This window comes from Izhakiella australiensis (assembly GCF_002006995.1).
Taxonomy (GTDB): Bacteria; Pseudomonadota; Gammaproteobacteria; order Enterobacterales; family Enterobacteriaceae; genus Izhakiella; species Izhakiella australiensis.
Window position 1 is genome coordinate 121,558 of the sequence record NZ_MRUL01000011.1, and the last position, 25,863, is coordinate 147,420.

24 protein-coding genes are annotated in these 25,863 nt (G+C 56.3%); 19 read left to right on the forward strand and 5 right to left on the reverse strand.

Annotated elements, in window-relative coordinates:
- The first annotated feature begins 98 nt into the window (after positions 1-98).
- The 4 genes from BTJ39_RS15780 (at position 99) to sixA (ending at position 4,693) form a co-directional block, all read left to right on the forward strand.
- Positions 99-395 carry a YfcZ/YiiS family protein gene (locus BTJ39_RS15780; protein ID WP_176110337.1) on the forward strand — a complete coding sequence of 99 codons (297 nt, stop codon included), beginning with the start codon at positions 99-101 and terminating at the stop codon, positions 393-395.
- Positions 396-574: 179 nt separating this feature from the next.
- Positions 575-1,885: an acetyl-CoA C-acyltransferase FadI gene (fadI, locus tag BTJ39_RS15785; RefSeq protein WP_078003645.1), complete on the forward strand. Its 1,311-nt coding sequence runs from the start codon at positions 575-577 to the stop codon at positions 1,883-1,885.
- Positions 1,882-4,038: a fatty acid oxidation complex subunit alpha FadJ gene (fadJ, locus tag BTJ39_RS15790; RefSeq protein WP_078003646.1), complete on the forward strand. Its 2,157-nt coding sequence runs from the start codon at positions 1,882-1,884 to the stop codon at positions 4,036-4,038. The genes fadI and fadJ overlap by 4 nt, the downstream gene beginning before the upstream one ends.
- 172 nt (positions 4,039-4,210) lie before the next feature.
- A complete protein-coding gene (gene sixA / locus BTJ39_RS15795; RefSeq protein WP_078003647.1) occupies positions 4,211-4,693 on the forward strand; it encodes a phosphohistidine phosphatase SixA in 483 nt (160 codons plus the stop codon).
- Between the two features lie 58 nt (positions 4,694-4,751).
- Here sixA and smrB read toward each other — a convergent pair whose 3' ends face one another.
- Positions 4,752-5,303: an endonuclease SmrB gene (gene smrB / locus BTJ39_RS15800; RefSeq protein WP_078003648.1), complete on the reverse strand. Its 552-nt coding sequence runs from the start codon at positions 5,301-5,303 to the stop codon at positions 4,752-4,754.
- A 192-nt stretch (positions 5,304-5,495) separates the two neighbouring features.
- Between smrB and prmB the strand changes: the two genes are divergently transcribed.
- From prmB to BTJ39_RS15830, 6 genes are all read left to right on the forward strand, one after another.
- Positions 5,496-6,428 (forward strand): 50S ribosomal protein L3 N(5)-glutamine methyltransferase, encoded by a 933-nt coding sequence (gene prmB, locus BTJ39_RS15805; RefSeq protein ID WP_078003649.1) that lies wholly within the window; start codon positions 5,496-5,498, stop codon positions 6,426-6,428.
- Positions 6,429-6,451: 23 nt separating this feature from the next.
- Entirely contained in the window at positions 6,452-7,537 is a 1,086-nt protein-coding gene (gene aroC, locus BTJ39_RS15810) for a chorismate synthase (protein ID WP_078003650.1), read from the forward strand.
- Between the two features lie 4 nt (positions 7,538-7,541).
- Positions 7,542-8,363: a penicillin-insensitive murein endopeptidase gene (gene mepA / locus BTJ39_RS15815; protein WP_078003651.1), complete on the forward strand. Its 822-nt coding sequence runs from the start codon at positions 7,542-7,544 to the stop codon at positions 8,361-8,363.
- A 15-nt stretch (positions 8,364-8,378) separates the two neighbouring features.
- Positions 8,379-9,182: a sulfite exporter TauE/SafE family protein gene (locus tag BTJ39_RS15820; RefSeq protein WP_078003652.1), complete on the forward strand. Its 804-nt coding sequence runs from the start codon at positions 8,379-8,381 to the stop codon at positions 9,180-9,182.
- A 68-nt stretch (positions 9,183-9,250) separates the two neighbouring features.
- Entirely contained in the window at positions 9,251-9,799 is a 549-nt protein-coding gene (locus BTJ39_RS15825; RefSeq protein WP_078003653.1) for an elongation factor P hydroxylase, read from the forward strand.
- A gap of 33 nt (positions 9,800-9,832) precedes the next feature.
- Positions 9,833-10,114, forward strand: coding sequence for a YfcL family protein (locus BTJ39_RS15830; protein WP_078003654.1), 282 nt, complete (start codon positions 9,833-9,835; stop codon positions 10,112-10,114).
- A 94-nt stretch (positions 10,115-10,208) separates the two neighbouring features.
- Here BTJ39_RS15830 and mnmC read toward each other — a convergent pair whose 3' ends face one another.
- Positions 10,209-12,221, reverse strand: a complete 2,013-nt coding sequence (gene mnmC / locus BTJ39_RS15835; protein WP_176110339.1) for a bifunctional tRNA (5-methylaminomethyl-2-thiouridine)(34)-methyltransferase MnmC2/FAD-dependent 5-carboxymethylaminomethyl-2-thiouridine(34) oxidoreductase MnmC1 — start codon at positions 12,219-12,221, stop codon at positions 10,209-10,211.
- 153 nt (positions 12,222-12,374) lie between these two features.
- On the opposite strand from mnmC, the gene fabB reads away from it, so the two are divergent.
- Both fabB and BTJ39_RS15845 read left to right on the forward strand, forming a co-directional pair.
- On the forward strand, positions 12,375-13,592 hold the full coding sequence (gene fabB, locus BTJ39_RS15840; protein WP_078003656.1) for a beta-ketoacyl-ACP synthase I: 1,218 nt from the start codon (positions 12,375-12,377) through the stop codon (positions 13,590-13,592).
- 296 nt (positions 13,593-13,888) lie between these two features.
- Positions 13,889-15,091, forward strand: a complete 1,203-nt coding sequence (locus BTJ39_RS15845; RefSeq protein ID WP_422386041.1) for an MFS transporter — start codon at positions 13,889-13,891, stop codon at positions 15,089-15,091.
- Here the strand turns inward: BTJ39_RS15845 and pdxR are convergent.
- Positions 15,048-16,508, reverse strand: coding sequence for a MocR-like pyridoxine biosynthesis transcription factor PdxR (pdxR, locus tag BTJ39_RS15850; RefSeq protein ID WP_078003657.1), 1,461 nt, complete (start codon positions 16,506-16,508; stop codon positions 15,048-15,050). The two genes, BTJ39_RS15845 and pdxR, sit on opposite strands and share 44 nt — an antisense overlap.
- An 86-nt stretch (positions 16,509-16,594) precedes the next feature.
- Here pdxR and BTJ39_RS15855 point away from each other — a divergent pair, with 86 nt between their 5' ends.
- A complete protein-coding gene (locus tag BTJ39_RS15855; protein WP_078003658.1) occupies positions 16,595-17,044 on the forward strand; it encodes a rhodanese-like domain-containing protein in 450 nt (149 codons plus the stop codon).
- Here the strand turns inward: BTJ39_RS15855 and flk are convergent.
- Together flk and BTJ39_RS15865 are read right to left on the reverse strand one after the other, a co-directional pair.
- The gene (gene flk, locus BTJ39_RS15860; RefSeq protein ID WP_078003659.1) at positions 17,041-18,090 is read right to left on the reverse strand and encodes a flagella biosynthesis regulator Flk; all 1,050 of its coding nucleotides are present in this window, start codon (positions 18,088-18,090) and stop codon (positions 17,041-17,043) included. The genes BTJ39_RS15855 and flk overlap by 4 nt on opposite strands.
- Positions 18,091-18,245: 155 nt before the next feature.
- Positions 18,246-19,148: a DMT family transporter gene (locus BTJ39_RS15865; RefSeq protein WP_078003660.1), complete on the reverse strand. Its 903-nt coding sequence runs from the start codon at positions 19,146-19,148 to the stop codon at positions 18,246-18,248.
- A 95-nt stretch (positions 19,149-19,243) separates the two neighbouring features.
- Between BTJ39_RS15865 and BTJ39_RS15870 the strand changes: the two genes are divergently transcribed.
- The 6 genes from BTJ39_RS15870 to BTJ39_RS15895 all read left to right on the forward strand — a co-directional run bounded on the left by BTJ39_RS15870 (position 19,244) and on the right by BTJ39_RS15895 (position 25,247).
- Positions 19,244-20,035 (forward strand): AraC family transcriptional regulator, encoded by a 792-nt coding sequence (locus tag BTJ39_RS15870; RefSeq protein ID WP_078003661.1) that lies wholly within the window; start codon positions 19,244-19,246, stop codon positions 20,033-20,035.
- A gap of 73 nt (positions 20,036-20,108) precedes the next feature.
- On the forward strand, positions 20,109-21,236 hold the full coding sequence (gene pdxB / locus BTJ39_RS15875) for a 4-phosphoerythronate dehydrogenase PdxB (protein WP_078003662.1): 1,128 nt from the start codon (positions 20,109-20,111) through the stop codon (positions 21,234-21,236).
- Positions 21,237-21,327: 91 nt separating this feature from the next.
- Positions 21,328-22,338: an aspartate-semialdehyde dehydrogenase gene (locus BTJ39_RS15880; RefSeq protein ID WP_078003663.1), complete on the forward strand. Its 1,011-nt coding sequence runs from the start codon at positions 21,328-21,330 to the stop codon at positions 22,336-22,338.
- 8 nt (positions 22,339-22,346) lie between these two features.
- Positions 22,347-23,159, forward strand: coding sequence for a tRNA pseudouridine(38-40) synthase TruA (gene truA / locus BTJ39_RS15885; RefSeq protein ID WP_078003675.1), 813 nt, complete (start codon positions 22,347-22,349; stop codon positions 23,157-23,159).
- Positions 23,160-23,185: 26 nt separating this feature from the next.
- Positions 23,186-23,851: a DedA family protein gene (locus BTJ39_RS15890; RefSeq protein ID WP_078003664.1), complete on the forward strand. Its 666-nt coding sequence runs from the start codon at positions 23,186-23,188 to the stop codon at positions 23,849-23,851.
- A 364-nt stretch (positions 23,852-24,215) separates the two neighbouring features.
- Positions 24,216-25,247 (forward strand): CAP-Gly protein, encoded by a 1,032-nt coding sequence (locus BTJ39_RS15895; protein WP_078003665.1) that lies wholly within the window; start codon positions 24,216-24,218, stop codon positions 25,245-25,247.
- The last annotated feature ends 616 nt before the right edge of the window (positions 25,248-25,863 follow it).

A 25,863-nucleotide genomic window follows, 5' to 3' on the forward strand; every position in this document is an offset into this window, starting at 1 on the left:
CCGATAAAACGCGGGGGCGCTACCTGTTCGTTAATACAGGAGTAAACTGCAGGGCAGTGAGAAAGTATTTAACCTGTCGTAACGTCAAGGAGCCAGATTTGAAAAATTCTCTGAATAAATGCAGCGCAAATGAGACCGCTGCCTGTTGCTGTGTGGATGTCGGCACCGTGATGGACAATTCTGATTGCAGCGCTTCCTGGCGCCAGCGCTATGACGACCGTCAGCAAGCCGAAGCGTCGCTGGCGGCGCTGACGGCAAAAGCACGGGCGGCGGAATCTGAGCCTTGCGTCATTTCGCCCCGCTTTGAACAAGACGCCGCAGGCGTATGGCTTAATGTTGATTTTACCTTTAGCTGCCAGGCTGAGGCGCTGATTTTCCAGCTGGGTTTACGTTAGGCTGTCTGATTCTGCAACCGGCAGCTTCCGGCTGCCGTTTTTTCTGTTAAAGCGTGTTTTTACTCTCAATTTTTTCTTCTGCCGCTTGGCGAAATTCCCCGTTATCGATAAAACTTAGGATCAGGTCTGACCACTAAGGCAACCATGCCGTCGGTCTTTTAATTGCAACAGGTGAACTGATGAGCCAGCAGACGCGACTCTCCCAGCCCGGTGAACGGATTGTTATTACTCATGGACTTCGTACCCCCTTTGTCCGCCAGGCCACGGCCTTCCACGGCATTCCGGCTGTGGAACTGGGCAGGATGGTGGTGAGCGAACTGCTGGTGCGTAGCGAGTTACCGCCAGAAGTGATTGATCTGCTGGTCTTTGGTCAGGTGGTCCAGATGCCTGAGGCGCCGAATATCGCCCGTGAAATCGTTCTTGGCAGCGGAATGAGCGTCAATACCGATGCCTACAGCGTGAGCCGCGCCTGCGCAACCAGCTTTCAGGCGGTAGCCAACGCGGCGGAGAGTCTGCTGGCCGGCACGGCGCAGGTGGCTATCGCTGGCGGGGCCGATTCCAGCTCGGTATTGCCGATTGGCGTCAGTAAAAAGCTGGCGCGTATGCTGGTTGATCTCAACAAGGCCCGCTCACTGGGACAAAAACTTTCGTTGCTCAGGCAGCTGCGTCCGCGCGATTTGCTGCCGGTGCCTCCGGCAGTCGCCGAATATTCCACCGGCTTACGCATGGGCGATACCGCAGAACAGATGGCTAAAACCCATGGCATTACGCGTGAAGCGCAGGACAGCCTGGCCCATCGCTCCCATGAGCGCGCCGCGCGCGCCTGGCAGCAGGGATTGCTGAACGATGAAGTGATGACCGCCTATACCGCGCCGTTTCGCGAGGCGATAGAACAGGATAATAATGTCCGCCACAATTCCAGTATGGAAAGTTACAGCCGCCTGCGGCCGGCATTTGACCGCAAACACGGTAGCGTTACCGCCGCCAACAGCACGCCGCTCACCGACGGCGCGGCAGCTGTAATGCTGATGACTGAAGGACGGGCGAAGGCGCTGGGCATTACGCCGCTCGGCTATCTCAGGAGCTATGCCTTCAGCGCGATTGATGTCTGGCAGGATATGCTGCTGGGCCCGACTTACGCCTCACCGCTGGCGCTGGATCGCGCGGGCATTACGCTCAGCGATTTGACGCTGATTGATATGCACGAAGCTTTCGCCGCCCAGACCCTTGCTAACCTCAAGCTTTTTGCCGACGAGCGCTTTGCCCGCGAGATGCTTAATCGTCCCCATGCGCTGGGTGAAGTTAACGAAGAGCAGTTTAACGTGCTGGGCGGCTCGATTGCCTACGGGCATCCTTTTGCCGCCACAGGGGCAAGGATGATTACCCAGACGCTGCGCGAATTGCAGCGCCGCGGCGGCGGTTTGGGACTGGTTACCGCATGCGCAGCCGGCGGCCTGGGCGCGGCGATGGTGCTGGAGAGCTATTCATGACAACCACATCGGCTTTTACCCTCAACTACCGTTTGGACCACGTAGCGGTGATCACTATCGACGTGCCTGGCGAGAAGATGAATACCCTGAAAGCGGCGTTCGCGCCGCAGCTGCAGGCGGTGATACGCGAAGCGCGCAGTCATCAACAGCTGGCGGGCATCGTGCTGATTTCCGGCAAGCGTGATTCATTTATTGCTGGCGCTGATATCAACATGATTGCTGAATGCCAAACCGCACAGCAGGCTCAGGCGCTGGCGGAGCAGGGGCAGCTTATTATGCAGGAGCTGGCTGATTTACCTTTTCCGGTGGTGGCGGCTATCCACGGCGCCTGCCTGGGCGGCGGACTGGAACTGGCGCTGGCCTGCGATAAACGCGTCTGTACCGCTAACGATAAAACCCGACTCGGCCTGCCGGAGGTGCAGCTGGGGTTACTGCCTGGCTCCGGTGGTACTCAACGCTTGCCGCAGCTTATTGGTCCGTCGCGCGCGCTGGATATGATCCTGACGGGTAAGACGCTTCGTCCACGTCAGGCGCTGAAGATGGGACTGGTCGACGATGTGGTTGCCGATAGCATTCTGCTGGAAACCGCCGTGACGATGGTGTTGAAAGGGGCGGTAAAACGCCAGCCCTGGCCGCTGCGCGAGCGCGTGCTGAACGCGCCGCTGGGCCGTCAGGTTTTATTCCACATCGCCGCGAAAAAAGCCCAGGCTAAGGCGCAGGATAACTACCCGGCGATTGAGCGCATTCTTGCGGTAGTCGAAACCGGACTGGCGCAAAAAAATCGTAGCGGCTATATCGCCGAGGCCCGCGCCTTTGGCGAACTGGCTATGACCCCGGAGTCAGCCGCGCTGCGCAGCATCTTTTTTGCGACCGGTGAAATGAAACGCGAGCAGGCAAACGATGACAATATTCAGCCACTGCATAAGGTCGGGGTGCTTGGCGGCGGATTAATGGGCGGCGGGATTGCCAGCGTAGCGGCTGCCAAAGCGGGGCTACCGGTACGTATTAAAGATATTAATACTCAGGGAATTAACCATGCATTGAAATACAGCTGGGATTTGCTGAGCCGTAAAGTTAAGCGGCGTCATATCACCCCGGCGCAGCGTAATAAGCAGATGGCGCTCATCTCCGGCGGCACCGACTATCGGGGATTCGCCGGAATTGACCTGGTGATGGAAGCGGTGTTCGAAGATCTGGCGCTCAAGCAGCAGATGGTTAATGACGTTGAAAGCCGCTGCGGCGCGCAGACTATTTTTGCCTCAAATACCTCCTCTTTACCGATCGGCGATATTGCGGCACAGGCAGCGCGCCCGCAGCAGGTTATCGGTCTGCACTTTTTCAGCCCGGTTGATAAGATGCCGCTGGTGGAAATCATTCCCCATAAAGCAACGTCAGAGCAGACCGTGGCGACCACCGTTGCGCTGGCACGCAAAATGGGCAAGACGCCGATCGTGGTGGCGGACAGCGCCGGTTTTTATGTCAACCGCATTCTGGCTCCCTATATTAATGAGGCGCTGCGCTGCGTACTGGAAGGCGAAGCAATTGATCGGGTGGATGACGCTCTGGTTAAGTTTGGCTTTCCGGTCGGCCCGATTCAGCTGCTGGATGAGGTTGGCATTGATGTGGGCAGTAAGATCCTGCCAATTATGGCTGAAGCGTTCGGTGAACGTTTTGCTGCGCCGGAGGCCTTTGAACGGGTGCTGGCTGACGGTCGCAAAGGTAAAAAGAATCGACGCGGATTTTATCTTTATCCTGCCGGCGGCCGGGGTCGGAAAAAGGGCGATGAACAGGTTTATAAGCTGCTGCAGGTTACGCCGGGAGCACATCAAACGCCGCAGCAGATTGCCGAGCGCTGCGTGATGATGATGCTAAATGAAGCGGTACGCGCGCTGGATGAAGGGGTGATTAAAAGTCCGCGAGATGGTGATATCGGCGCTATCTTTGGCATCGGTTTTCCACCGTTTCTCGGCGGACCTTTCCGCTATCTGGATCAGTGCGGAATTTCAGATATTGTCAATATGTTAACATTGTTAACGCAACAGCATGGTCCACGATTTACCCCCTGCCAGCGTCTTCAGGCAATGCTGAGCAATGATGAAAAATTTTACAAAACTTCTTCGTCAGACAATACCCATGCCGCTTCAGCGGGTTAGCGAAATGTGCCCTGCTGACGCCTGGCGTCAGCAGGGAGAAAAGCGTTTAATAAGTGAACGGCTTGTTGACTATAATGAAGGCGTTAAGGTACAACACAGCGTTCATTTGTAAAATGAAGGGTCGGTTTTGAAACACTTTACCGGCGTTTTTATTTAACAACAGCGGTGCAATATGCAAGTTTTCATTATGCGTCATGGTGATGCAGCGTTAGATGCAGCGAGTGATTCCGTCAGACCTCTTACGCATTGCGGCTGTGACGAATCCCGTCAGATGGCAGGCTGGTTGAAAAATCAGCACGTGAACATCGAGCGGGTTCTGGTTAGTCCCTATCTGCGCGCTGAACAGACTCAGCAAACAGTTCGTGAAATATTACCTCTGCCGGAAGGGCGGGAGGTGCTGCCCGAGCTGACGCCGGGAGGCGATCCGGCGCTGGTGGCCTGCTACCTGCAGTCGCTGGCCGCAGAAGGGGTGAAATCGGTCATTGTTATTTCTCATCTGCCGCTGGTCGGCTATCTGGTTTCTGAACTCTGTCCGCAGGAGACGCCGCCGATGTTCGCCACCTCGGCGATTGCCTGCGTTGAATATGACGCCGGGTACGCGCAGGGGAAACTGCTGTGGCAGGTTAGTCCGGCTAAGCTGGCAAAAGCAATATAACCGCCTGATTCAGACTCTCAGCGCCGACGCTATCGCGTCGGCGTTTTGGCTTTAGCGTCTACAGCAGCGCGGGCGGTTGCCACTCTTCAAGCTCAATCAATACCAGCAGCGCGGCGTCGCCGCCGAACATTTTCGGGGCCTGATGGAAGGCACACACGTCCGGATGCTGCGCCAGCCAGAGCGGGGTCTGCTGCTTCAGGATATGCTTGCCGTGGCCATGCATCACGCTGGCGCAAAACAGATGTTCGCGTCGGCAGGCGGCAATCAGCGCCCCCAGCTCCTGTTTGGCCTGTAGCTGGGTCAGGCCGTGCAAATCGAGAAATATCTCAGGCGCATAGTCGCCGCGGCGCAGCTTTTTCAGCTCATAGGCGTCAACGTCGGCGCGGACATAACGCACTGGCCCTTCCGCTGCCAGCAGCGGCTGGAACTCATCGGAAAAATAGTGGCTGGCATCAATCTGCTCTGACAACAATCGCTTTGCCGAAGGCGCTTTGCTGACCTTAGGCGCGGGCTTGTGCAGAACGGTGTCCTGTTTCATTTTGGTGGTGCCGCGCACCAGCTGGTTAAACAGAGCCCGATCTTCGGCGCTCAGAGGATTTTTTTTGCTCATCAGTAACTGTATTTTCGCCCTTAATGCCTTGTGTTTGCCGCTGCCGCCCGGTGGCGATGGCCTTTAAGTTTACCCGTAAAAAGCGCGTTCGCGTTCAACAAATATCAGCTTTTTAATTCAGATGCGATGAAATAGCGTTCCCTTCATGGCAAACTAACGCCCAGCTTGATTGACCGGCCTGTGGAGGGCAATTTGGACAAAATTTTTGTCGAGGAAGCAGTCAGCGAACTGCATAGCATTCAGGATATGTTGCGCTGGGCCGTTAGTCGTTTTTCCGCCGCCGGCCTCTGGTACGGTCACGGTACCGATAATCCCTGGGATGAAGCGGTACAGCTGGTATTGCCAACGCTTTATCTGCCGCTCGACATTCCGGAAGACATGTATCGTTCTCGCCTGACAATCAGCGAGCGTCAGCGGGTCGTTGAACGTATTATCCGCCGGGTAAAAGAATTTATTCCCGTCGCCTATCTGACCAATAAAGCCTGGTTTTGCGGCCACGAATTTTACGTTGATGAGCGGGTGCTGGTGCCGCGTTCGCCGATCGGCGAATTGATAGCGCAGAATTTTGCCGGACTGCTGCCTGAGTCTCCCACGCATATTCTCGATATGTGTACCGGTAGCGGCTGCATCGCCATTGCCTGCGCCTATGCCTTTCCTGAGGCGCAGGTTGACGCCGTCGACCTCTCCGCTGATGCGCTGGCAGTTGCCGAGCTGAATATCCATCAGCACGAAATGCAGCACCAGGTGACGCCGATACGCTCCGACCTTTTTCGCTCGCTCACAACGCTTCCTTACGATTTAATCGTCAGCAATCCCCCGTATGTCGATGCTGAAGATATGGACGACCTGCCGGATGAATATAGCCATGAACCTGAAATAGGGCTGGCTGCCGGGCAGGACGGACTCGATCTGGTGAAGCGCATCCTGGCGCAGGCGCCGGATTATCTTAGCGCGCAGGGCGTGCTGATTTGCGAAGTCGGCAACAGCATGGTGCATATGATCGATCAGTATCCCGATATTCCCTTTAGCTGGCTGGAATTTGAAAATGGCGGCGACGGTGTTTTCATGTTGACGCGCGACCAGATTGTTGCCGCGCAGCATCACTTTGCTGCATTTAAAGCGTAATCAAAAAAATAACTGAGGCTTGAATGGCTGGTAATACATTAGGGCAACTGTTTCGCGTGACGACCTTTGGTGAGTCTCATGGTGTGGCGCTGGGGGCCATCGTAGATGGCGTACCGCCGGGCATCCCTTTAAGCGAAGCGGATTTGCAGCACGATCTGGACAGGCGTCGTCCCGGCACCTCGCGCTATACCACGCAGCGTCGGGAAGACGATCGGGTCAAAATCCTTTCTGGCGTTTTTGAAGGCGTCACCACCGGCACCAGCATCGGTCTGCTGATTGAGAATACCGATCAGCGCTCGCAGGATTACAGCGCGATCAAAGATCTGTTCCGGCCGGGGCACGCTGATTATACCTACGAACAGAAATACGGCCTGCGCGATTACCGCGGCGGCGGGCGCTCTTCGGCGCGTGAAACCGCAATGCGCGTCGCGGCGGGCGCTATCGCCAAAAAATATCTGGCAGTGCGTTTTGGCGTTCAGGTGCGCGGTTATCTGGCACAAATTGGTGACGTCGCCTGCGAGCTGAAAGACTGGGACCAGGTGGAGCAAAATCCGTTTTTCTGCCCCGATCCCGACAAGCTTGAGGCGCTGGATGCGCTGATGCGGGCGCTGAAAAAAGAGGGCGACTCGATCGGCGCGAAGGTGACGGTGATGGCGGAGAACGTACCGCCAGGCCTGGGCGAGCCGGTATTCGATCGCCTTGATGCCGATCTGGCCCATGCGCTGATGAGCATCAATGCCGTTAAGGGCGTTGAGATTGGCGACGGCTTTGCGGTAATCGGCCAGCGCGGCAGTCAGCATCGCGATGAGATCCGCGCCAGCGGTTTTCAAAGCAACCATGCCGGCGGCATTCTCGGCGGTATCAGCAGCGGACAGCCGGTTATTGCCCATCTGGCGATGAAGCCGACATCCAGCATTACCGTGCCGGGGAAAACCATCACCCGCACAGGTGAAGAGGTTGAGATGATCACCAAAGGTCGTCACGATCCCTGCGTAGGCATTCGCGCTGTGCCGATCGCCGAAGCGATGATGGCCATCGTCCTGATGGATCATTTATTGCGGCATCGGGCGCAGAATGCCGAGGTTAATTCTTCGGTGCCGCGCTGGTAACCCTATGAAGAAATCGCTGTCCGTACTCGCCGCGTTACTGTTCAGCACTTCGCTGCTGGCGGCCACGCCATGGCAAAATATCCGGCAACCCGTCAGCGGGCCGGCCCAGTCGATAGGGGCGTTCGCTAACGGCTGCATCATCGGCGCGCAGCAGCTGCCGCTGAAGTCCAGTAACTATCAGGTAATGCGCCAGGATCAGCGGCGCTACTTCGGTCATCCCGACCTGATTTTGTTTATTCAGCGTTTGAGTAATCAGGTGAAAGGGCTACAGCTTGGCGAGGTATTGATCGGCGATATGGGTATGGCAGCAGGCGGACGCTTCAGCAGCGGCCATGCCAGTCATCAGAGCGGGCTTGACGTTGACATCTGGCTACAGTTACCGAAATCGCGCTGGAGTGAGGCGATGCTGCTGAAGCCGCAGCCGCTCGATTTGGTGAGTGCGGACGGACGTTCCGTTAACCGCAACTGGCAGCCACAGCTTGGCAGCCTGGTCAAACTGGCGGCGCAGGATAGCGAGGTAACGCGTATTTTCGTGGCGCCGGCAATTAAAAAGCAGCTATGCGCCGAAGCGGGGGGCGATCGCGACTGGCTGCATAAAGTACGCCCGTGGTTCGGTCATCGTGCCCATATGCACGTGCGCTTACGCTGCCCGCCCGATAGCCGCGAATGTCAGGAACAGCAGCCGCCTCCTGCGGGCGATGGCTGCGGCGCCGAGCTGGATAGCTGGTTCGCGCCGCCGAAGCCGGGCGCTGCAAAGCCGGTGAAACGTCAGCCGCCGCCGCTGCCTCCGTCATGTCAGGCTCTGCTGGATAAACATCTTCTCTAAGGAAAAACAGCGCAGATGGAATGGTTCATTGTCGGACCTGCCTTACTGGCAGGATTGTTTGCCGTGGCGGTACTGGCCGGCTTTATCGACTCGATCGCCGGCGGCGGCGGGCTGATAACCATTCCTGCGCTGCTGAGTGCGGGTTTGTCTCCCGCGCAGTCGCTGGCGACCAACAAGCTGCAGGCGGTGGGTGGATCCTTTTCTGCCAGCCTCTATTTTGTTCGCAGCGGCGTGGTTAGCCTGGCGACGCAAAAACGCAATATTCTACTGACCTTAATAGGATCGGTTTCCGGCGCTTTACTGGTGCAGCATGTGGACTCCGCCATACTGCGTCAGATATTGCCGCTGCTGGTCATGGGCATTGGCTTTTACTTCCTGCTGATGCCGCGCCTTGGCAGTGAAGACCGCCAGCACCGGCTGTCCGGCGTGCCTTTCGCGTTAGTCGCTGGCGGCTGCGTGGGCTTCTACGACGGCTTCTTCGGCCCCGGCGCCGGTTCATTCTATGCCCTGGCTTTTGTTACGCTGGCCGGTTTTAACCTGGCCAAAGCCACTGCCCATGCCAAGGTGCTTAATTTTACCTCCAACGTTGGCGGCCTGCTGCTATTTATGCTGGGCGGCAAGGTGGTATGGGGCGTTGGCCTGGTGATGCTTTGCGGCCAGGTGATTGGCGCGCGCCTTGGCGCCGGCATGGTGTTGAGTAAAGGGCAGTCTCTGATCCGACCGATGGTGGTGATAGTTTCGGCGCTGATGAGCGCCAAGCTGCTTTATGACAGCCATGGCGGCGTGGTGGCGACCTTTTTACATCGCCTGTTTCAGTAAAAGAACCTTTATTATGCACGGAAGTACCCGTCAGCCTCGGGCGACGGGGCGATTTTGAGAACACACAGATGCAAACCGACCATCATTACCAACAGCTGATTATGCTTTTCGACAGCTGCTTTCAGGACGATTTTCAGACCCGTCTCATTAAGGGAGAGGATGAGCCGATTTATCTTCCTGCGGATGAAACCTCCATCTGGAACCGGGTGGTATTCGCCCACGGTTTCTATGCCAGCGCGCTACATGAGATTTCCCACTGGTGTATCGCCGGGGAAGCGCGGCGCAAGCTGGTAGATTTTGGTTACTGGTATTGCCCGGACGGGCGTGATGCCGGTACGCAAAACGAATTTGAATCGGTTGAAATTAAACCACAGGCGCTGGAATGGTTATTTTGCGTTGCCGCCGGTTTTCCTTTTAACGTCAGCTGTGACAATCTTGACGGTGAATGTGAACCAGACCGCATTGCGTTTCAGCGCCGGGTTCATCAGCAAGTAATGAATTATCTGGAAAAAGGGATTCCGGCGCGTCCGGCTCGCTTTATTGCCGCGCTTCGCGCATATTACAAGACACCCACGCTGACGGCGACGCAGTTTCCCTGGCCGGAAGAGTTGTGTTGAGCTGGGTGTGAAGAACTGAACTGAGGACATTTCATGATTGATGAATTTGAGGCGCGCATTCTTGCTCTGATTGATGACATGGTTGAGCATGCCAGCGACGACGAACTTTTTGCCAGTGGCTACCTGCGTGGTCATTTAACGCTGGCCGTCGCAGAGCTTGAGCAGTCAGGCGAACATACGCCGGAAGCGCTGCAGATTCAGGTGCAAAACAGCCTGCAGAACGCTATCCATGCCGGTGAGCTTTCACCGCGCGACCAGGCGTTAGTCATCGGTATGTGGGACAATCTGTTTGCTCAGGCGCGTCAGATCGCCTGATACTTCAAAGACGTCATCTTTCCGCCTGCGGGTGGGGCGCTGCGGCGTTTCACTCCAGGCGGATTTTTATTGCCCGCAGAGCGGCGCCGGCGTTTTAGCGATGAACCACCGGTTTACCTTTCAGTAATTTTCGCAGCCAGTAGCGGTTCGGATTAAGGGCCGCCAGCGTTTGCGCGTCGAGCGGTATTGGCTCATGGCAGAGCTGCGCCGCCAGGATTTCCGCCGCCAGTGGTCCGCTGCATAATCCTCTTGATCCCAGGGCGCCCAGCACGAAAGCCCCTGCGTGCCACGGTGCCGGCCCGGCCTGGCGCTGGTTGTCCAGCTGCGCCAGATCGGCGTACTGGCGCAGCGTGCGTGCATAATCCGGCAGCGCTCCCAGCATTGGCAGATGATCGCGGGTAGCGCAGCGCACGCCGCAGCGCGCCTCGCCCGCGCTGGCGTCCAGCGTTTGCGTCCACCCGGCCTGCGGCAGGCATTTCTCCAGTCGGGCGATATTATCCAACTGGTCTTCGGCGCTGTATCCGGTTTGCCGGCTGCCGCGATGATAGCTGGCGCCGATACAATGCTGTTGGTGCTGCGGGCTGACCGGCGTCAGATAGCCATCGTAGCAGAGCACCTGCTTTAGCTGGCTTAGCTGTGGGTTGGTCGGCACGTGGCTGACCTGTCCGGCAACCGGATAGACGGGGAGCATTTCACTTTGCGCCAGCTGGTTGAGGCCGGCGCCGTTAGTCAGCACCAGGTTAGCGTGCCGAGCCTGGCCGCCATCGGCAAAATGCAGCAGCCAGCGCGCGCCTTCATCCTCCAGCCTTGTCAGGCTGTGCCGCCAGCGTACTAACAGCCCCTTTTGTTGGGCGCTGTTGATTAATCCGGCGGTCAGCTCGGCCGGACACAGCCAGCCGCCAGCCGGATAATGCATGCCGCCGCAGCCGATGGGTAGCCCCGCCAGTTGGTCTACCTGCCCGGCGTTCACGGCCTGAGCCACCGCAGCGGGTAGCGCCATTTCCAGCATTTTATCGATCTTACGCTGGCTTTTTTCATCCCAGCCGAGCTGCGTTACGCCGCACCACTGGTGTTCAAAGGAAAAATCCAGCGCGTCAAAACAGCGACGGGCAAAGGTAAACGCGGCCGGAAAGAATTGTCCGGACGCCTCATCCTGCGGGTTAAGCAGCGGGTATAGCGCGCCCTGACGGTTGCCGGAAGCGCCTTCTGCCGGCGCGCTGGCGTCGCTGTAGATAGTAACGCGCCGTCCCCGACGCAGCAGCGCCAGCGACAGCAGAGCGCTGGCAATGCCGCCGCCGATAATCGCGATATCGCCCTCGCGGGCGGCAGGGCGCTGATACCAGGGCGTACGCTGTCGCGCCGGGCGCAGCTGGCTTAGCATACCGCACAGCATTTCCCGCTTGTGGCCAAAGCCTTTGCGCTTTTCTACCGTGAAGCCGGCCTGCTGCAGGCCGCGCCGCACGAAGCCGGCAGCGGTAAAGGTTGCCAGAGTGGCGCCTTCTCGTGCCAGGCGCGCCATACAGTCGAACAGGGCTGGCGTCCACATTTGCGGATTTTTCGCCGGCGCAAAGCCGTCAAGAAACCAGGCATCAACCTGATGCTGCAAACTGTCATCAAAAGTATCAATTAGCTGGTTAACATCTCCATACCAGAGATCCAACGTTATGCGGCCGTCATCCAGTAGCAGGCGATGACAGCCCGGCAGCGCTGGCGGCCACTGGCTGAGTAACGCTTTGCTCCAGACGGCCAGTTCCGGCCAGGACTGATGAGCCTGCGCCATATCAGCCGCAGTTAACGGAAACTTCTCACAGCTAATAAAATGCAGACGCTGTAACCTGGCTTGAGGATGGTGCTGGCTAAAATCAGCAAATGACTGGCAAAGGGTGAGGAAGTTAAGGCCGGTGCCAAAGCCAGTTTCGGCAACGGTAAACAGCGAATGAGGATGGCTGGCAAAGCGCGCCGGCAGCTGATTTCCGCCGAGAAACACATAGCGCGTTTCCTCAAGGCCGTTTTGATTGGAAAAATAGACGTCGCCGAAAGCTCGGGAAACAGGTGTACCTTGTTCATTCCAGCTAAGCGATGCCTGTTCGACAGAAAGCTTATTCACAAAATTGACTCTGTTGTCAGGTACTGGCGTGATTCTATCTATGTGAACTAACGCGTGCAAATTTACGCAATAACAGCAGATCGGACTTGTTCAGCGTACAACTGTACGCTAGAGTGCGTCACAGAACCTAACTAGTTGTGGATGAGGTATTGAATGAAACGTGCAGTGATTACTGGCCTGGGTATCGTTTCCAGCATTGGTAATAACCAGGAGGAAGTACTGGCTTCCCTGCGTGAAGGGCGCTCAGGTATTACTTTCTCTCAGGAGCTGAAAGATTCCGGTATGCGTAGTCACGTATGGGGCAATATCAAACTTGATACCACGGGTCTTATCGATCGTAAGATCGTGCGCTTTATGAGTGATGCCTCGGTTTATGCTTACCTCTCCATGCAGCAGGCTATTGAGGATTCAGGCCTTTCTGACGAGCAGTACCAGAACAATCCGCGCGTTGGTTTGATTGCCGGTTCCGGCGGCGGCTCGCCGAGGTTTCAGGTTTTCGGTGCCGATGCGATGCGCGGTCCGCGCGGCCTTAAGGCCGTTGGTCCCTATGTGGTGACCAAAGCGATGGCTTCAGGGGTATCAGCCTGCCTGGCAACGCCGTTTAAAATTCACGGCGTCAACTACTCCATCAGTTCTGCCTGCGCCACTTCCGCCCACTGTATTGGTAATGCGGTGGAGCAGATCCAGCTCGGCAAACAGGACATCGTGTTTGCTGGCGGCGGCGAAGAACTATGCTGGGAGATGGCCTGCGAGTTTGACGCGATGGGCGCGCTCTCAACGAAGTACAACGACGAGCCTGCTAAAGCATCGCGTACCTACGACAATGACCGGGACGGCTTTGTCATCGCCGGCGGCGGCGGAATGGTTGTGGTTGAAGAACTGGAGCACGCGCTGGCGCGCGGCGCGCATATTTATGCCGAGATCGTCGGCTATGGCGCAACGTCAGACGGTGCCGATATGGTGGCGCCGTCGGGTGAGGGGGCGGTGCGCTGTATGAAGATGGCAATGCAGGATCTGGATACGCCGATTGACTACCTGAATACCCATGGCACCTCTACGCCGGTTGGCGATGTGAAAGAGCTTGGCGCCATTCGTGAGGTTTTCGGCGATAACACCCCGGCGCTGTCCGCGACTAAAGCGATGACCGGCCACTCGCTGGGCGCGGCGGGCGTACAGGAAGCTATTTACTCGCTGCTGATGCTAAAGCACAGTTTTATCGCACCGAGTATTAATATCGAAGCGCTCGATGATCAGGCCAAAGGCATGAGCGTTATCACCCAGCCGACTGAGCGTGAGCTGACCACCGTCATGTCTAACAGCTTCGGCTTTGGCGGTACTAACGCCACCCTGGTGATGCGTAAACTGCAGTAGCAGAAGCGCCGCCGGAAATATTAAGGGAGCGCAGCGGCGTTCCCTTTTTTACATCTCCGCTTGCTTGCGGGCGTTTGACAGTATATGGTGCAGGCCGTCGCTATCAGGTGCCTCGCAGTTTGAGCGGCGCTGATACCGTTCTGATTCTGATTTCACAACACTCCCGGTGTTGCGTAAGCGTTCACGTTAACCAACGCACCCACTTTAAGCCCGTAAGGGCAGTAAGGCGGGCGCGTGGGTATTCTGCGTGACAGTCATAATTAACCCTATGGCGCCGCCTTCACAACAAGGAGTATGTGACTGATGTCATCAACCGCTTTTCCCCCGGCAGGGCGGGCAACGCCCATCTTGCACGCATTTCATTTGCCGTATTTCTTACCTATCTGACCGCCGGATTGGCGTTGCCGGTAATACCGCTGTTTGTTCATCAGGAACTTGGCCTGAACAACGTTATGGTTGGCGTCGCCGTCGGGATCCAGTTTTTCGCAACCTTACTTACCCGCGGCTATGCCGGGCGTATTGCCGATCAGTACGGGGCAAAGCGTTCGGTAATACAGGGAATATTCAGCTTTCTGCTGGTGGGTATTGCTTATCTGCTCGCCGGACTGCTGCCGCTGCCCGTTGCGGGTAAATTTGCGCTGCTGGTTGCCGGTCGGCTACTGCTCGGCTTCGGTGAAAGCCAGCTGCTGACCGGCAATCTCGCCTGGGGACTGGGGCTGGTTGGTCCATCGCGCTCCGGCAAGGTTATGTCGTGGAACGGGATGGCGATTTACGGCGCCCTGGCCGCCGGCGCGCCAATAGGCCTGTGGCTGCACGCGATGGGCGGCTTTATGGCACTCAGCGCGGGCTGTCTGGTATTGCCGCTGTTGGCCCTGTTGTTTAACCTGCGGGTGCCAGCCGTTGCCCCGCACGGTGGTCAGCGTCCGTCGCTCTGGCGCGTGGTTGGTCAGATTATGACGCCGGGCCTGGGGCTGGCTTTGCAAGGGACGGGCTTTGCCGTTATCAATACCTTTACCTCGCTCTATTTCGCCGCGCAGCACTGGGATAACGCCGGCTTTACCCTGACGGCTTTTGGCATGGCGTTCGTGCTGATGCGTATTCTGTTTGGCGGTCTGCCGGATAAATTAGGCGGCGGCAAAGTGGCACTGGTTTCGCTGCTGGTCGAAACCGCCGGGCTGCTGCTGCTGGGGTTTGCCAGCAGCGGTTTAATGGCGCTACTGGGCGCGGCGCTGACCGGCTGCGGCTGCTCTCTGGTGTTTCCGGCGCTGGGCGTTGAGGTGGTCAAGCGGGTGGCGCCGCAGGTGCGAGGCACCGCGCTGGGAGCGTTTGCCGCATTTCAGGATATCGCTTACGGCGCCAGCGGCCCGTTGACCGGCGTACTGGCTACTTCGCTGGGCTATGGCTCGGTGTATCTTGCCAGCGCCGTTTGCGCCGCCGCAGGCGTGCTGCTCGCTATCAGGCTGATCGTGCAGACTCCAGCAGCGTCGCCAGCAGGCTGACCGCGACGCCGATCTCCGCTGGCGTCAGGGCGGCATAGCCCAAAATAAACCCCTGACGCCGGTTTTCGTGCTCTAGCGCCAGCGGGGAAAGCGGTATCAGGCTCAATCCTGCCGCCGCCGCCCGCTGGCTGAGCTGTCGATCGTCGGCGTTGAATTTCAGCGTGACGCTTAGCTGTAATCCACCGTGATGGGGATCGATTGCCAGCAAATCACCGCATTTTTCCGTCAGTAACCGGCACAGATGACGTTGCCGGCTGGCATAAAGCTGGCGCATATAGCGCAGATGGGCCGAATAATATCCCCGGTTGATAAATTCGGCGGTCACGGCCTGCATTAGCTGAGCGCTGTGGCCGTCAAGGACGCTGCGTAAGCGGCACAGCGGCTCAACCAGGGCGTCTGGCACCACCATCCAGGCCAGTCTTAGCGAGGGAAACAGACTTTTAGAGAAAGTACCGAGGGTGATCACCCGTTCACTTCGGTCCAGTCCCTGCATCGCCGGCATCGGCATTTCATCGAACCAGAATTCACTGTCGTAATCATCTTCAATCAACCAGCAGTGGTTGAGACGAGCATAGTCCAGCCAGGCCAGCCGGCGCGTCAACGTCAGGGCCACGCCGGTGGGGTATTGATGCGAGGGGGTGAGATAAACCAGACGCGGCGCACTGCGCGCTGCGAGGATTTGTGCGCCTTCATCGTCCAGCCTGAGCCCCTCAAGGCGGGCGCCTGCACAGTAAAAAGCCTGCCGGGCGCCCGGATAGCCTGGGTCTTCCAGCCAGACGCGGTCGTCCGGGTCGAGCAGCAGTAGGGAAAGCATCTGCAACGCTTGCTGGGAACTGGTGAGGATGACGATGTGCTGCGGAGCGCAACGCAGACCGCGGGACTGGTTGAGATGGCGGGCAAGGGCCTCACGCAGAGCCAGCAGCCCCTGCGGATCGCCGTAACCTTGCCAGCCAGATGGCGTACTGCGCATCACCTGCGTACTTAGCTTTCTCCACTGATCGTGGGGAAAGGTGCGGAGATCCGGCGAGCCAGCGGCAAAGGCAACAGGAAGCGGCGGATCCTGACAGCCTCCCGCCAGACTGATTTTTTCTCCACGGGCGGAGAGCGGCAAGGTACCCGTATTTCTGATCGCGGCAGCGGCTCTGGCTGGTGGCAGGGTAATGGCGACAAAGGTGCCGCGACCGGTTTGGCGGCGCAAATAACCTTCACTTTCCAGGCGGGCATAGGCTGCTTCCACGGTGACGCGTGAAAGCGCCAGGTCGGCTGCCAGCTGACGTGAGGATGGCAGCTTTTCATTTAGCCGCAGACTGCCGTTGGCGATCGCCAGACGCAGGGTGGCACACAGCTGTTCGCGGCGGCTGGTCGCCTGTTGGCTGCGGAATAGGCCCAGCAGTGGGGAGCGGGATGCGTTTATCATTGGTCTTATCTTGCTAGCGAAAATGGTCTTATTGTTAAGACCAATGTGCCGTAATATGACGGGGTAATCAACAACAGGAAACCGCTATGTCTCAATCATCGATCGTGTTGCAATATCTTCCGCCGGACGCTCAGGAAAATGCGGCCCGGCTGCGCCATAAGCTAAGTTACTATGCCGACTCATCGGATCTGGCGCAGGATCTTGCCGCCGGTATTGAAACGCTGGTGGTGATCGATACGCGTTCTGCCGCACAGTATCAGGCCGGCCATATTTGCGGCGCGATAAGCTTTCCCCACCGCGAAATGACCGAGGAAACCCTGAGTCGTCTTAACGCCGGCCACGTTTATGTTACCTACTGCGATGGCATAGGCTGTAACGGTTCGACCCGTGGGGCATTAAAGCTGGCGTCAAACGGCTTTAAGGTCAAAGAGCTGATTGGCGGGCTGGATTTCTGGCGGCGGGATAATCATCCGATGGCGCAGGGAGCTGAACCCGGCAGCTGGCCGCAAACGGCCGCGCCGGATTGCGGCTGTTAGAGCAGTATCCAGAAGAGCAGAACAACGACGGCCACAGCGATAAAGAGGCTGAGTAGCGGGCGCTGTGTCGCCGGCTGCATAAAGCCGGGAAGGTAGCTCCATATCGGGGCCACGATCGGCTGCGGCGCGATCGCGCTGTCGGCCAGCCGCTGCTCACGCAAGCGTCCTGCCCGCTGGCTAAACAGTAGCTCCAGCAAAATTTGTGCTTGTGCGCTGCTCAGCGGCGACTGCGGCGTCAGCTGAAATTGTTGGCTCAGGGTATTTTCCAGCAGCCGATGCTCCTCCGGCGCCGGCGGCTGTTTCAGGGACGCTACCAGCAGGTTGAGCGTTGGCGCGCCGTGCTGGCTGAGCGCCTGATGTGTTTGCAGGTATTGCGTCAACAGCGGATAAAGACGCGAAGGTACCGGATCGCCGCTTTGCAGGTTGACCATCTTCAGCATGCTGGTCCAGATTTTAGCCGCAGGCTCACCGGTCGTTGCCGCCAGTTTGGCGATTTGCTGGTTTAATGCCTGATGCTCGGCAGGCAGCAAAGAGCGGTCGGTCGGGCTGTTGAGCTTTGGCTGTGGAATAGCCATCTGGCCGTTTTGCAACATGGTCAGCACCTGACGCAGCTGGTCCGGCGTTAATGCGCTCAGCACGGTGTGACCGAACTGGTGACGGATAAAATCGCTTACCGCCTGGCGATTATTGCCCTGCGGCAGCATGGCCGTCAGCTGCTGCAACAGCTGGCGGGTGCCGTGGCTGGTTTGCGCCTCGTTGAGGCGCGCGTTGAGAAATTGCTCCGCCGCCGGAAAGTGACGCGACAGCAATTCATTGTCATTCTTCACCCCAACCTGATGGCGAATACCTGCCCAGATTTCCGCTGGCTTCAGTGAGCTGATCGCCAGCAGCTTGACGACCAGACGTTCCAGCGAGGTACGTTGAGCGGGGCTCATCGGCTGATCGCCGACGGCGGTTTGATTGCCAGTACGCGACGCGGGGGTCTGCCCGTCAAGCTGAGGGCGATTGCCCGGCAATGGCGCACCAGGGCCACTCAATGGTTGCATGGCAGGATCCTCAGAAAATGGGGCGGTATCCGGGGCGCGCCGGACAAACAAAACAGAGGGCGCTATGATAGCAATCCCGTTGGGTAAGATACAGAGGCGGCGCTGAGGTGAAGGTTAAAAGATTTCAGCGCCGTCGTTGGGGTGAGCGAAGGGTTTTATTCAGCTTCCGCTGAGGTTTTTAATACCTGGCGGCGCAGCGGGGTTTTTAGCGTTTGCGCCAGCCAGACGCCAAACAGCGTCAGACCGCCGCCGATAAAGTGGTAGCTGTGCAGCTGTTCGTGCAAAAAGATGACGGCGATGACGGCGGTAATGATCGGCATCAGATTCATAAACAGCGAGGTATTACTGGCGCCGAGGCGCATTACGCCCTGAATCCAAAGATAAGGGGCAATAAGCGACGCGCCAAGCCCGGCAAACAATACCAGTGGGATATTATCAGCGTTCAGGCTGACATCAGGCGCCCGTAGAAAGCCGGGCAGCAGCAGCAGTACGCCGAAAAAAATTTGCATATACAAACTTTGCCAGTTTGGCAGCGTTAGCGACCAGCGCTTAGTCAACACCCCGTACAGAGCATATGAGGCTGAGGCAACAAACATCATCATCTCGCCTTTACCTAATCCGTGTTGTAATAAACGCAGCGGGTCGCCGGCGCTGACCAGCCACACTAACCCGGCGAAGGAGATGACGCTGCCAAAGGCGATGCCGCGCGTCGGCGCCAGGCGCAGTACCACGACGCTCAGCAAGACGGTCAGCAGCGGAATCAACGCGTTCAGAATCCCCATAAACAGCGCACTGACGCTATGGGCGGCGTAGTAGGCCAGGCTCTGATAGAGCACCATGCCCAGTAGCCCCAGAACAAACAGCCGCCACCAAACCCGGCGAATTTCATGGCGATGGCGCCAGACGCCGGGAAGCGCGACGGGCGTTAATGCAATCAGCGCCAGTAGCCAGCGATAAAATGAGATGGCGGCCGGGTCAATCGCCGTCGCGGACAGTTTGCTGACAATCGCGTTTATCGACCAGATAAAAACCGCCAGCAGGGGAAAAAGAAAGTTCATGGGTCACCTGATACAACGTTTATCAGCCTGCATTCTAACTTGTCTTATTATCTGTAGATAATTAAAATCAGACAAAATCAACGCTGAATATGACAATGGCTGAGCAACGTACCTTTCACGCCGTCGCGGCGGATGAAGCGCAAACGGTCTTTTTCCGCTACGAGCGCGTTAACGCGCAAACTGAATATCTTCCTCATCACCATCCCTGGGGGCAGGTGATTTTCGTGCGCGATAATATTCTGGAGATTTTCATCGCCGGCCAGCGTTTGCTCACGCCGGCAGGTTATCCGGTATGGGTGCCACCTGATATGGAACACGCCAGTTATAATCGTAAACAGGCACATTTTCGCACTTTCAACATGCCGTCAGAACTTTGCCGTCAGATGCCGCCGCAGCCCTGTTTGCTGAAGGTTAACGAGGTTGTCACGGCGATTATTGATGAGTGCTCCGCACGTCATATGCTTACCCCGCAGACGGCGGAGGAGCAGCGGCTTTGCCTGGTGCTGTGCGATCAGCTGCAGCGCGCGCTCCCGCAAAAAAGCTACTTGCCAACCAGCCAGGATAAGCTGCTGGCGCCGGTATTAAAGGCATTGGAGGCCAATCCTGCCGACAGTACCACCCTGGCGCAGTGGGCAAAAAAGGTGTTCACAACCGAGCGCACCCTGGCGCGCCGCTGTCAGTCTGAGCTGGCCATGGGCTTTAGCGAGTGGCGCCAGCGGCTGCGTTTTTTGCACGCGATTTCACTGCTGGAGCGGGGATTAACCGTACAGGATACGGCGCTGGAGTTGGGTTATAGTTCCGCATCAGCGCTGATCGTCATGTTTCAGCAGCAGGCAGGTACCACGCCCGAACGCTACCGGTGCCGGACGCAAAAAGAAATTGAGTAACGACTGTAGGGTTAACTAATCCTGCCTGTGTGGCATTATCCGCCACCTGTTTTCCACCATCAGGACGCAATCTGTGAAAATTTTGGTTGATGAAAATATGCCTTACGCCCGTGAACTGTTTAGTCGCAGCGGCGAGGTGACAGCAGTTCCCGGACGTTCAATCCCCGAGGACGCGCTTCAGCATGCCGACGGGCTGATGGTGCGCTCGGTAACGAAAGTTAATCAGGCACTGCTGGCGGGTACGCCGGTGAAGTTTGTCGGCACCGCAACGGCCGGAACCGATCATATTGATGAATCGGCACTGGCGCAGCTGGGCGTGGCGTTTTCCGCCGCGCCGGGCTGTAACGCCATCGCGGTGGTTGAATACGTGTTTTCCGCGCTGTTACTGCTGGCCGAACGCGACGGCTTTGCACTAACCGATCGCACCGTTGGCATTGTGGGCGTTGGCAACGTCGGTGCGCGCTTGCAGCAGCGTCTGCAAGCATTGGGGATCCGCACTTTGCTTTGCGATCCGCCACGGGCAGACCGCGGTGACAGTGAAAGCTTTCAGGATCTTGATAGCCTGATTGGCGCTGCTGACATTCTGACTTTCCATACGCCGCTCTATAAAGAGGGGCCTTACCGTAGCTGGCATCTGATGGATGAAGCGCGTCTGCAGGCGCTGAAGCCCGGCGCTATTCTGATTAACGCCTGCCGCGGGCCGGTGGTGGATAATGCGGCGCTGCTGCGGGTATTGCAACAGCGCCGCGATCTCAGCGTCGTGCTTGACGTCTGGGAGCCGGAGCCGGCGTTATCGGTAGCGCTGCTGGCGCGCGTGGATATTGCGACCGCGCATATTGCGGGCTATACCCTTGAAGGCAAAGCGCGTGGTACCACCCAAGTCTATGAGGCCTGGAGCGCATATCTTGGCAAACCGGATCCGGTGGCGCTGGATTCGCTGCTGCCGGTTGCTGATTTCTCGACTATTGAGCTGCACGGCCCTCTCGAACAGTCAACGCTGAAACGTTTGGTCCATCTGGTGTATGATGTGCGCCGCGATGACGCGCCGCTACGCAAAGTGGCCGCTATCCCCGGCGAGTTTGACCGCTTGCGCAAGAACTATCAGGAGCGCCGCGAGTGGTCGTCATTGCACGTAACGTGCGATAATGAACATATTGCTTCGCAGCTCAGAGCCTTAGGCTTCAGCGCGGCTGCGCGCTAAATTATACCGGCCGGGTGCCGGGAAAAGTCTGAATCCAGGGCGGTGAATATCACCGCCTTCTGTTTTTAAGTTACTGTCTGGAGTTATTACCATGTCTGACGGCTGGAATATCGCGCTGTTGGGCGCCACGGGCGCCGTAGGAAGAGCGTTAATTGAGCAACTTGCTGAACGTCAATTTCCAGTAGGTGAACTCTGGCTGCTGGCCAGCGAGCGCAGCGCCGGTGAAACGATACGTTTTGACGGGCGTACGCTGCGGGTCAGCGATGTGCAAGGATTTGACTGGTCGCAAGCACAGCTGGCCTTTTTTGTCGCCGGCAGCGAAGCCTCGGCGCGCTATGCCGAAGAGGCAGCCGAGGCTGGCTGTCTGGTCATCGACAGTAGCGGGCTGTTTGCCCTTGAACCCGACGTGCCGTTGGTGGTGCCGGATGTCAACCCGCAGGCGCTGGCTGATTACCGCAATCGTAACATCATCAGCGTGGCCGACAGTCTGACCTGCCAGCTGCTCAGCGCAATAAAGCCGCTGATCGATGAGGCCGGGCTGGGACGCCTGCAGGTGACCAGCCTGCTTGCCGCTTCGGCGCATGGCAAAGCGGCGCTGGATTCGCTGGCCGGGGAGAGTGCCCGCTTGCTGAATGGCGTGCCAGCAGAGGCGCATTTTTTTGGCCGCCAGCTGGCCTTTAATATGCTGCCGCTGGCGCCGGATGCGGAAGGCAGCGTGCGCTATGAGCGCATTATCGTTGAGCAGGTGCGCAAAGTATTACAGGACGAAGGCCTGCCGATCGCGACCAGCACCGTGCAGGCGCCGGTGTTTTATGGTAACGCGCAGATTGTTCATCTGGAAAGCCTGCGCCCGCTGTCCGCTGCGGAAGCGCGCGAGCTTTTGCTGCGCAGCGAAGAGATCGGGCTGTCGGAAGAGTCTGATTATCCTACCCAGGTAACAGATGCTTCAGGCAATGCACAGCTAAGTATTGGTAATCTACGCAACGATTACGGTATGCCGGAACTGTTGCAGATGTGGACGGTGGCGGACAACGTTGTGTTCGGGGGCGCGCTGATGGCGGTAAAAACAGCTGAGAAGCTGGTTCAGGAGTATCTGTATTGATAGCTGAAGTGCGGGAAACCGCAGCGCCGACAGGCTATAAAATCGCGCTGGGAGTGGAATACGATGGCAGCCATTATTATGGCTGGCAGCGTCAGCAGGAAGTGGCCAGCGTACAGGCCTGCCTTGAGCAGGCGCTATCAAAAGTGGCTAATCATCCGGTCACGGTGTTTTGTGCCGGGCGTACCGATGCCGGCGTGCATGGCACCGGGCAGGTAGTACACTTTGAAACGCAGTCGCAGCGGGCTGATGGCGCATGGACGTTAGGGGTGAATGCAAATTTGCCGCAGGATATCGCCGTGCGCTGGATGAAGCCGGTGGACCCGAATTTTCATGCCCGCTTCAGCGCTACCGCACGTCGTTACCGCTACATTATTTATAATCACAGGCTGCGCCCGGCGGTGCTGGGGCGTGGTGTAACGCATTTCTATCATCCTCTGGATGCAGAAAAAATGCACCGTGCGGCACAATGCCTGCTGGGAGAAAATGATTTCACTTCTTTCCGCGCGGTTCAGTGCCAGTCACGCACACCCTGGCGTAATCTGATGTTCATCAATGTCCGCCGCTACGGCAGCTACGTGGTGGTGGATATTAAAGCCAATGCCTTTGTGCATCATATGGTGCGCAATATTGTTGGCAGCTTGCTGGAAATTGGCTGTGGTAATCAGCATGAAGGCTGGATGGCAGAGCTGCTGGCGGCAAAAGATCGCACGCTGGCGGCGGCGACAGCGTCAGCCGCAGGGCTTTATCTTGTCGCGGTTGATTATCCTCAGCAGTTTGCATTACCACACTCCCCAATGGGGCCGCTGTTCCTCGAAGATTAACGCCAGAGGGTAAGAAGGATGTTCGCATGGAACTGATTCATCAGTTGATAGATTTTATATTGCACATCGATGTCCATTTACAGGCCATGGTGGCGCAGTATGGCATCTGGATTTACGCCATTTTGTTTCTGATCCTGTTTTGTGAGACCGGGTTGGTCGTGACGCCATTTTTGCCGGGAGACTCACTATTGTTTGTCGCCGGCGCACTGGCAGCAGTGCCAAATAGTACGCTGGACGTCCATCTGATGGTGTTTTTACTGTGCGTTGCTGCTATCATTGGCGATGCGGTCAATTACACCATTGGCCGCCTGTTTGGTGAGCGGCTGTTCAGTAATCCCGACTCAAAAATCTTTCGCCGCAGCTATCTGGATAAAACTCATCAGTTTTATGAACGCCACGGTGGTAAAACCATCATCCTGGCTCGCTTTGTGCCGATCGTCCGGACCTTTGCGCCATTTGTCGCCGGAATGGGTAAAATGACCTACCGCCACTTTGCGCTGTATAACGTCACCGGCGGCATTCTGTGGGTGGTGCTGTTTTCTTATGCCGGTTATTTCTTTGGCAACCTGCCGGGCGTTCAGGAAAATATTCACTATCTGATTGTCGCGATTATCCTGATATCGGTACTGCCGGGTGTTATTGAAATCTGGCGTCATCGACGCGCAGCGAACCGCCAACAGAAGGCGCGGTAAAAGACCGCTAAATCTTCATATCTGAGCTGATTGCCATCGCCCCATTATATGGGGCGATGGCATTTCATTACTCATGAACTAAGTGTATTGCTGAGATGGAACTTTATTAATTTATACTCATGCAGGAATCATCTTATGTGAGAAATATTGATTTAATGATCATTTAAATAGCCTGATTATTATTAATGCAATAAATATTATGCTGATTGCTATTTTAATTTTTATTTAAAATAATATTTTTAAAAACAATAAATTAGCTATTATTTAAGCGTAGTTCCCACACTTTTACTATCAGTTTTATAAAACGGACTATAATCCAGTTGCTATTGGTAAATAGGGCTAATTAATTAATCGAGGGAATAAAATGGAACTTACTTCTGATATGGCATTAACAAGACGAATTTCCTGGGGCAGCATTATTGCTGGTATTTTTACCGTTATGGCGGTGTCATTGTTGTTATCATTACTCGGTACCAGTTTAGGTATGGCGATGATATCACCAAAGTCGGATGATATTGTTAACGGTGCTGATACCACGGCATTAATCTGGACGCTGGTCTCATTACTTATCAGTCTGGCCTGCGGGGCTTTTATTACCGGTCGGCTTGCCGGCGTAGACGGAATAATTCACGGTTTCCTCGTCTGGTCCACTTCACTTATTATTGCTGCCGTTCTTGGCTTTGCCGCTATTGGCGGAATTATCAGTATGGCTGGCAGCGCCATTGGTTCTGTCGCTTCCTTTAGCGGGAATGTTGCCAGCTCAGCTGCTCAGGCGGGTGGTAAAGGCCTTTCCTCACTGACTGACAATGTTTTTAATCAGCTGAGTATTAACACCGATGTTGATGAGATGAATACAGACCAAAAGATAACTAATGCGCTGAAGAAAAGCCATATTGAGACCCTGCAACCAGATTATCTCAAATCTCAGCTTCAGGCCGCTAAAGACGATACCGCCGGGGCAATAAAAGAGATTGCGGTATCTCCGGAGCAAAGCGATACAATTATTGCGCAACTATTGGAAAATTTAAAACAACGTAGTCAGAAAATCGCCACTTCAATTGACAAGAAACAGGTCACGGAGGCATTAACCGCCAATGACCTGATGGATTCGCAACAGGCACGGCAGGCCGCAGATAACTTTATTGCAGCCAGAGATAAAACGATTAATCAGGTTACGCAGCGTCTTGATAAATTAGAGCAGGATATCCGTGCTGCGAAAGCGAATTATGCCGAAATGAAACAGCAGGCAAAAGAAAAAGCGGATGCAGCAGTTAAAGCGATGGCTCGCATTGCTTTCTGGTCATTCGTTGGATTGCTGATTGGCGCTATTATAAGCAGCGTCTGTGGATTCTGGGGCGTGAATACCCACCCCCATTACAAAAAATTGCGGGCCTGAGCGAAGCAATACTCATAGTGCCAGATAGATAAAGTTAATGTTTATGGTTATACGGCGATAAAACCGTATCAATAAGCCTGACAAGATGTGCGGGTAAGCCATTGCCCGCAGACTGAACAACGGCTGGTAGCGCGTATATCTGTTGGTCTGCGCCTTATTCAGCCAGAAACCTTCCTTCTAACGGGTAAAATAGCTCAAACTGACTGCTGAGCTATTCTACCTGCCTCACTATCTCCCACGACCAGGTTTCAAACTGTCTTAGTCTCACTGATTCAGCCTGCAAAATGACAGCAGTCACCTATACGCAGGCCGCCGCAGCGGTAACAAAACCGGGTGATTTATGGTGTAATGGCAGCTAAATATTAGTAAAAAAATCAAGGTAACTTACCGATTTATATAGCGTTGATAGCGTTATCGTGTTCTGCATTCATCTTACCCTCTGGCGTTGCACCCTCAGATACATTCACAGGGATTTCCCCAGATAGGGGCTATTAGACGTCAACTACTCAGGCCGGTACGCGTCAACTATTCTGGCCGCCTTTCAGTTACTTCTTAACTGACTGCTGGGTTACTGCTTTCGACGTTTTCTTTCTGTAGCTTTCTCCTGTTACCTCGA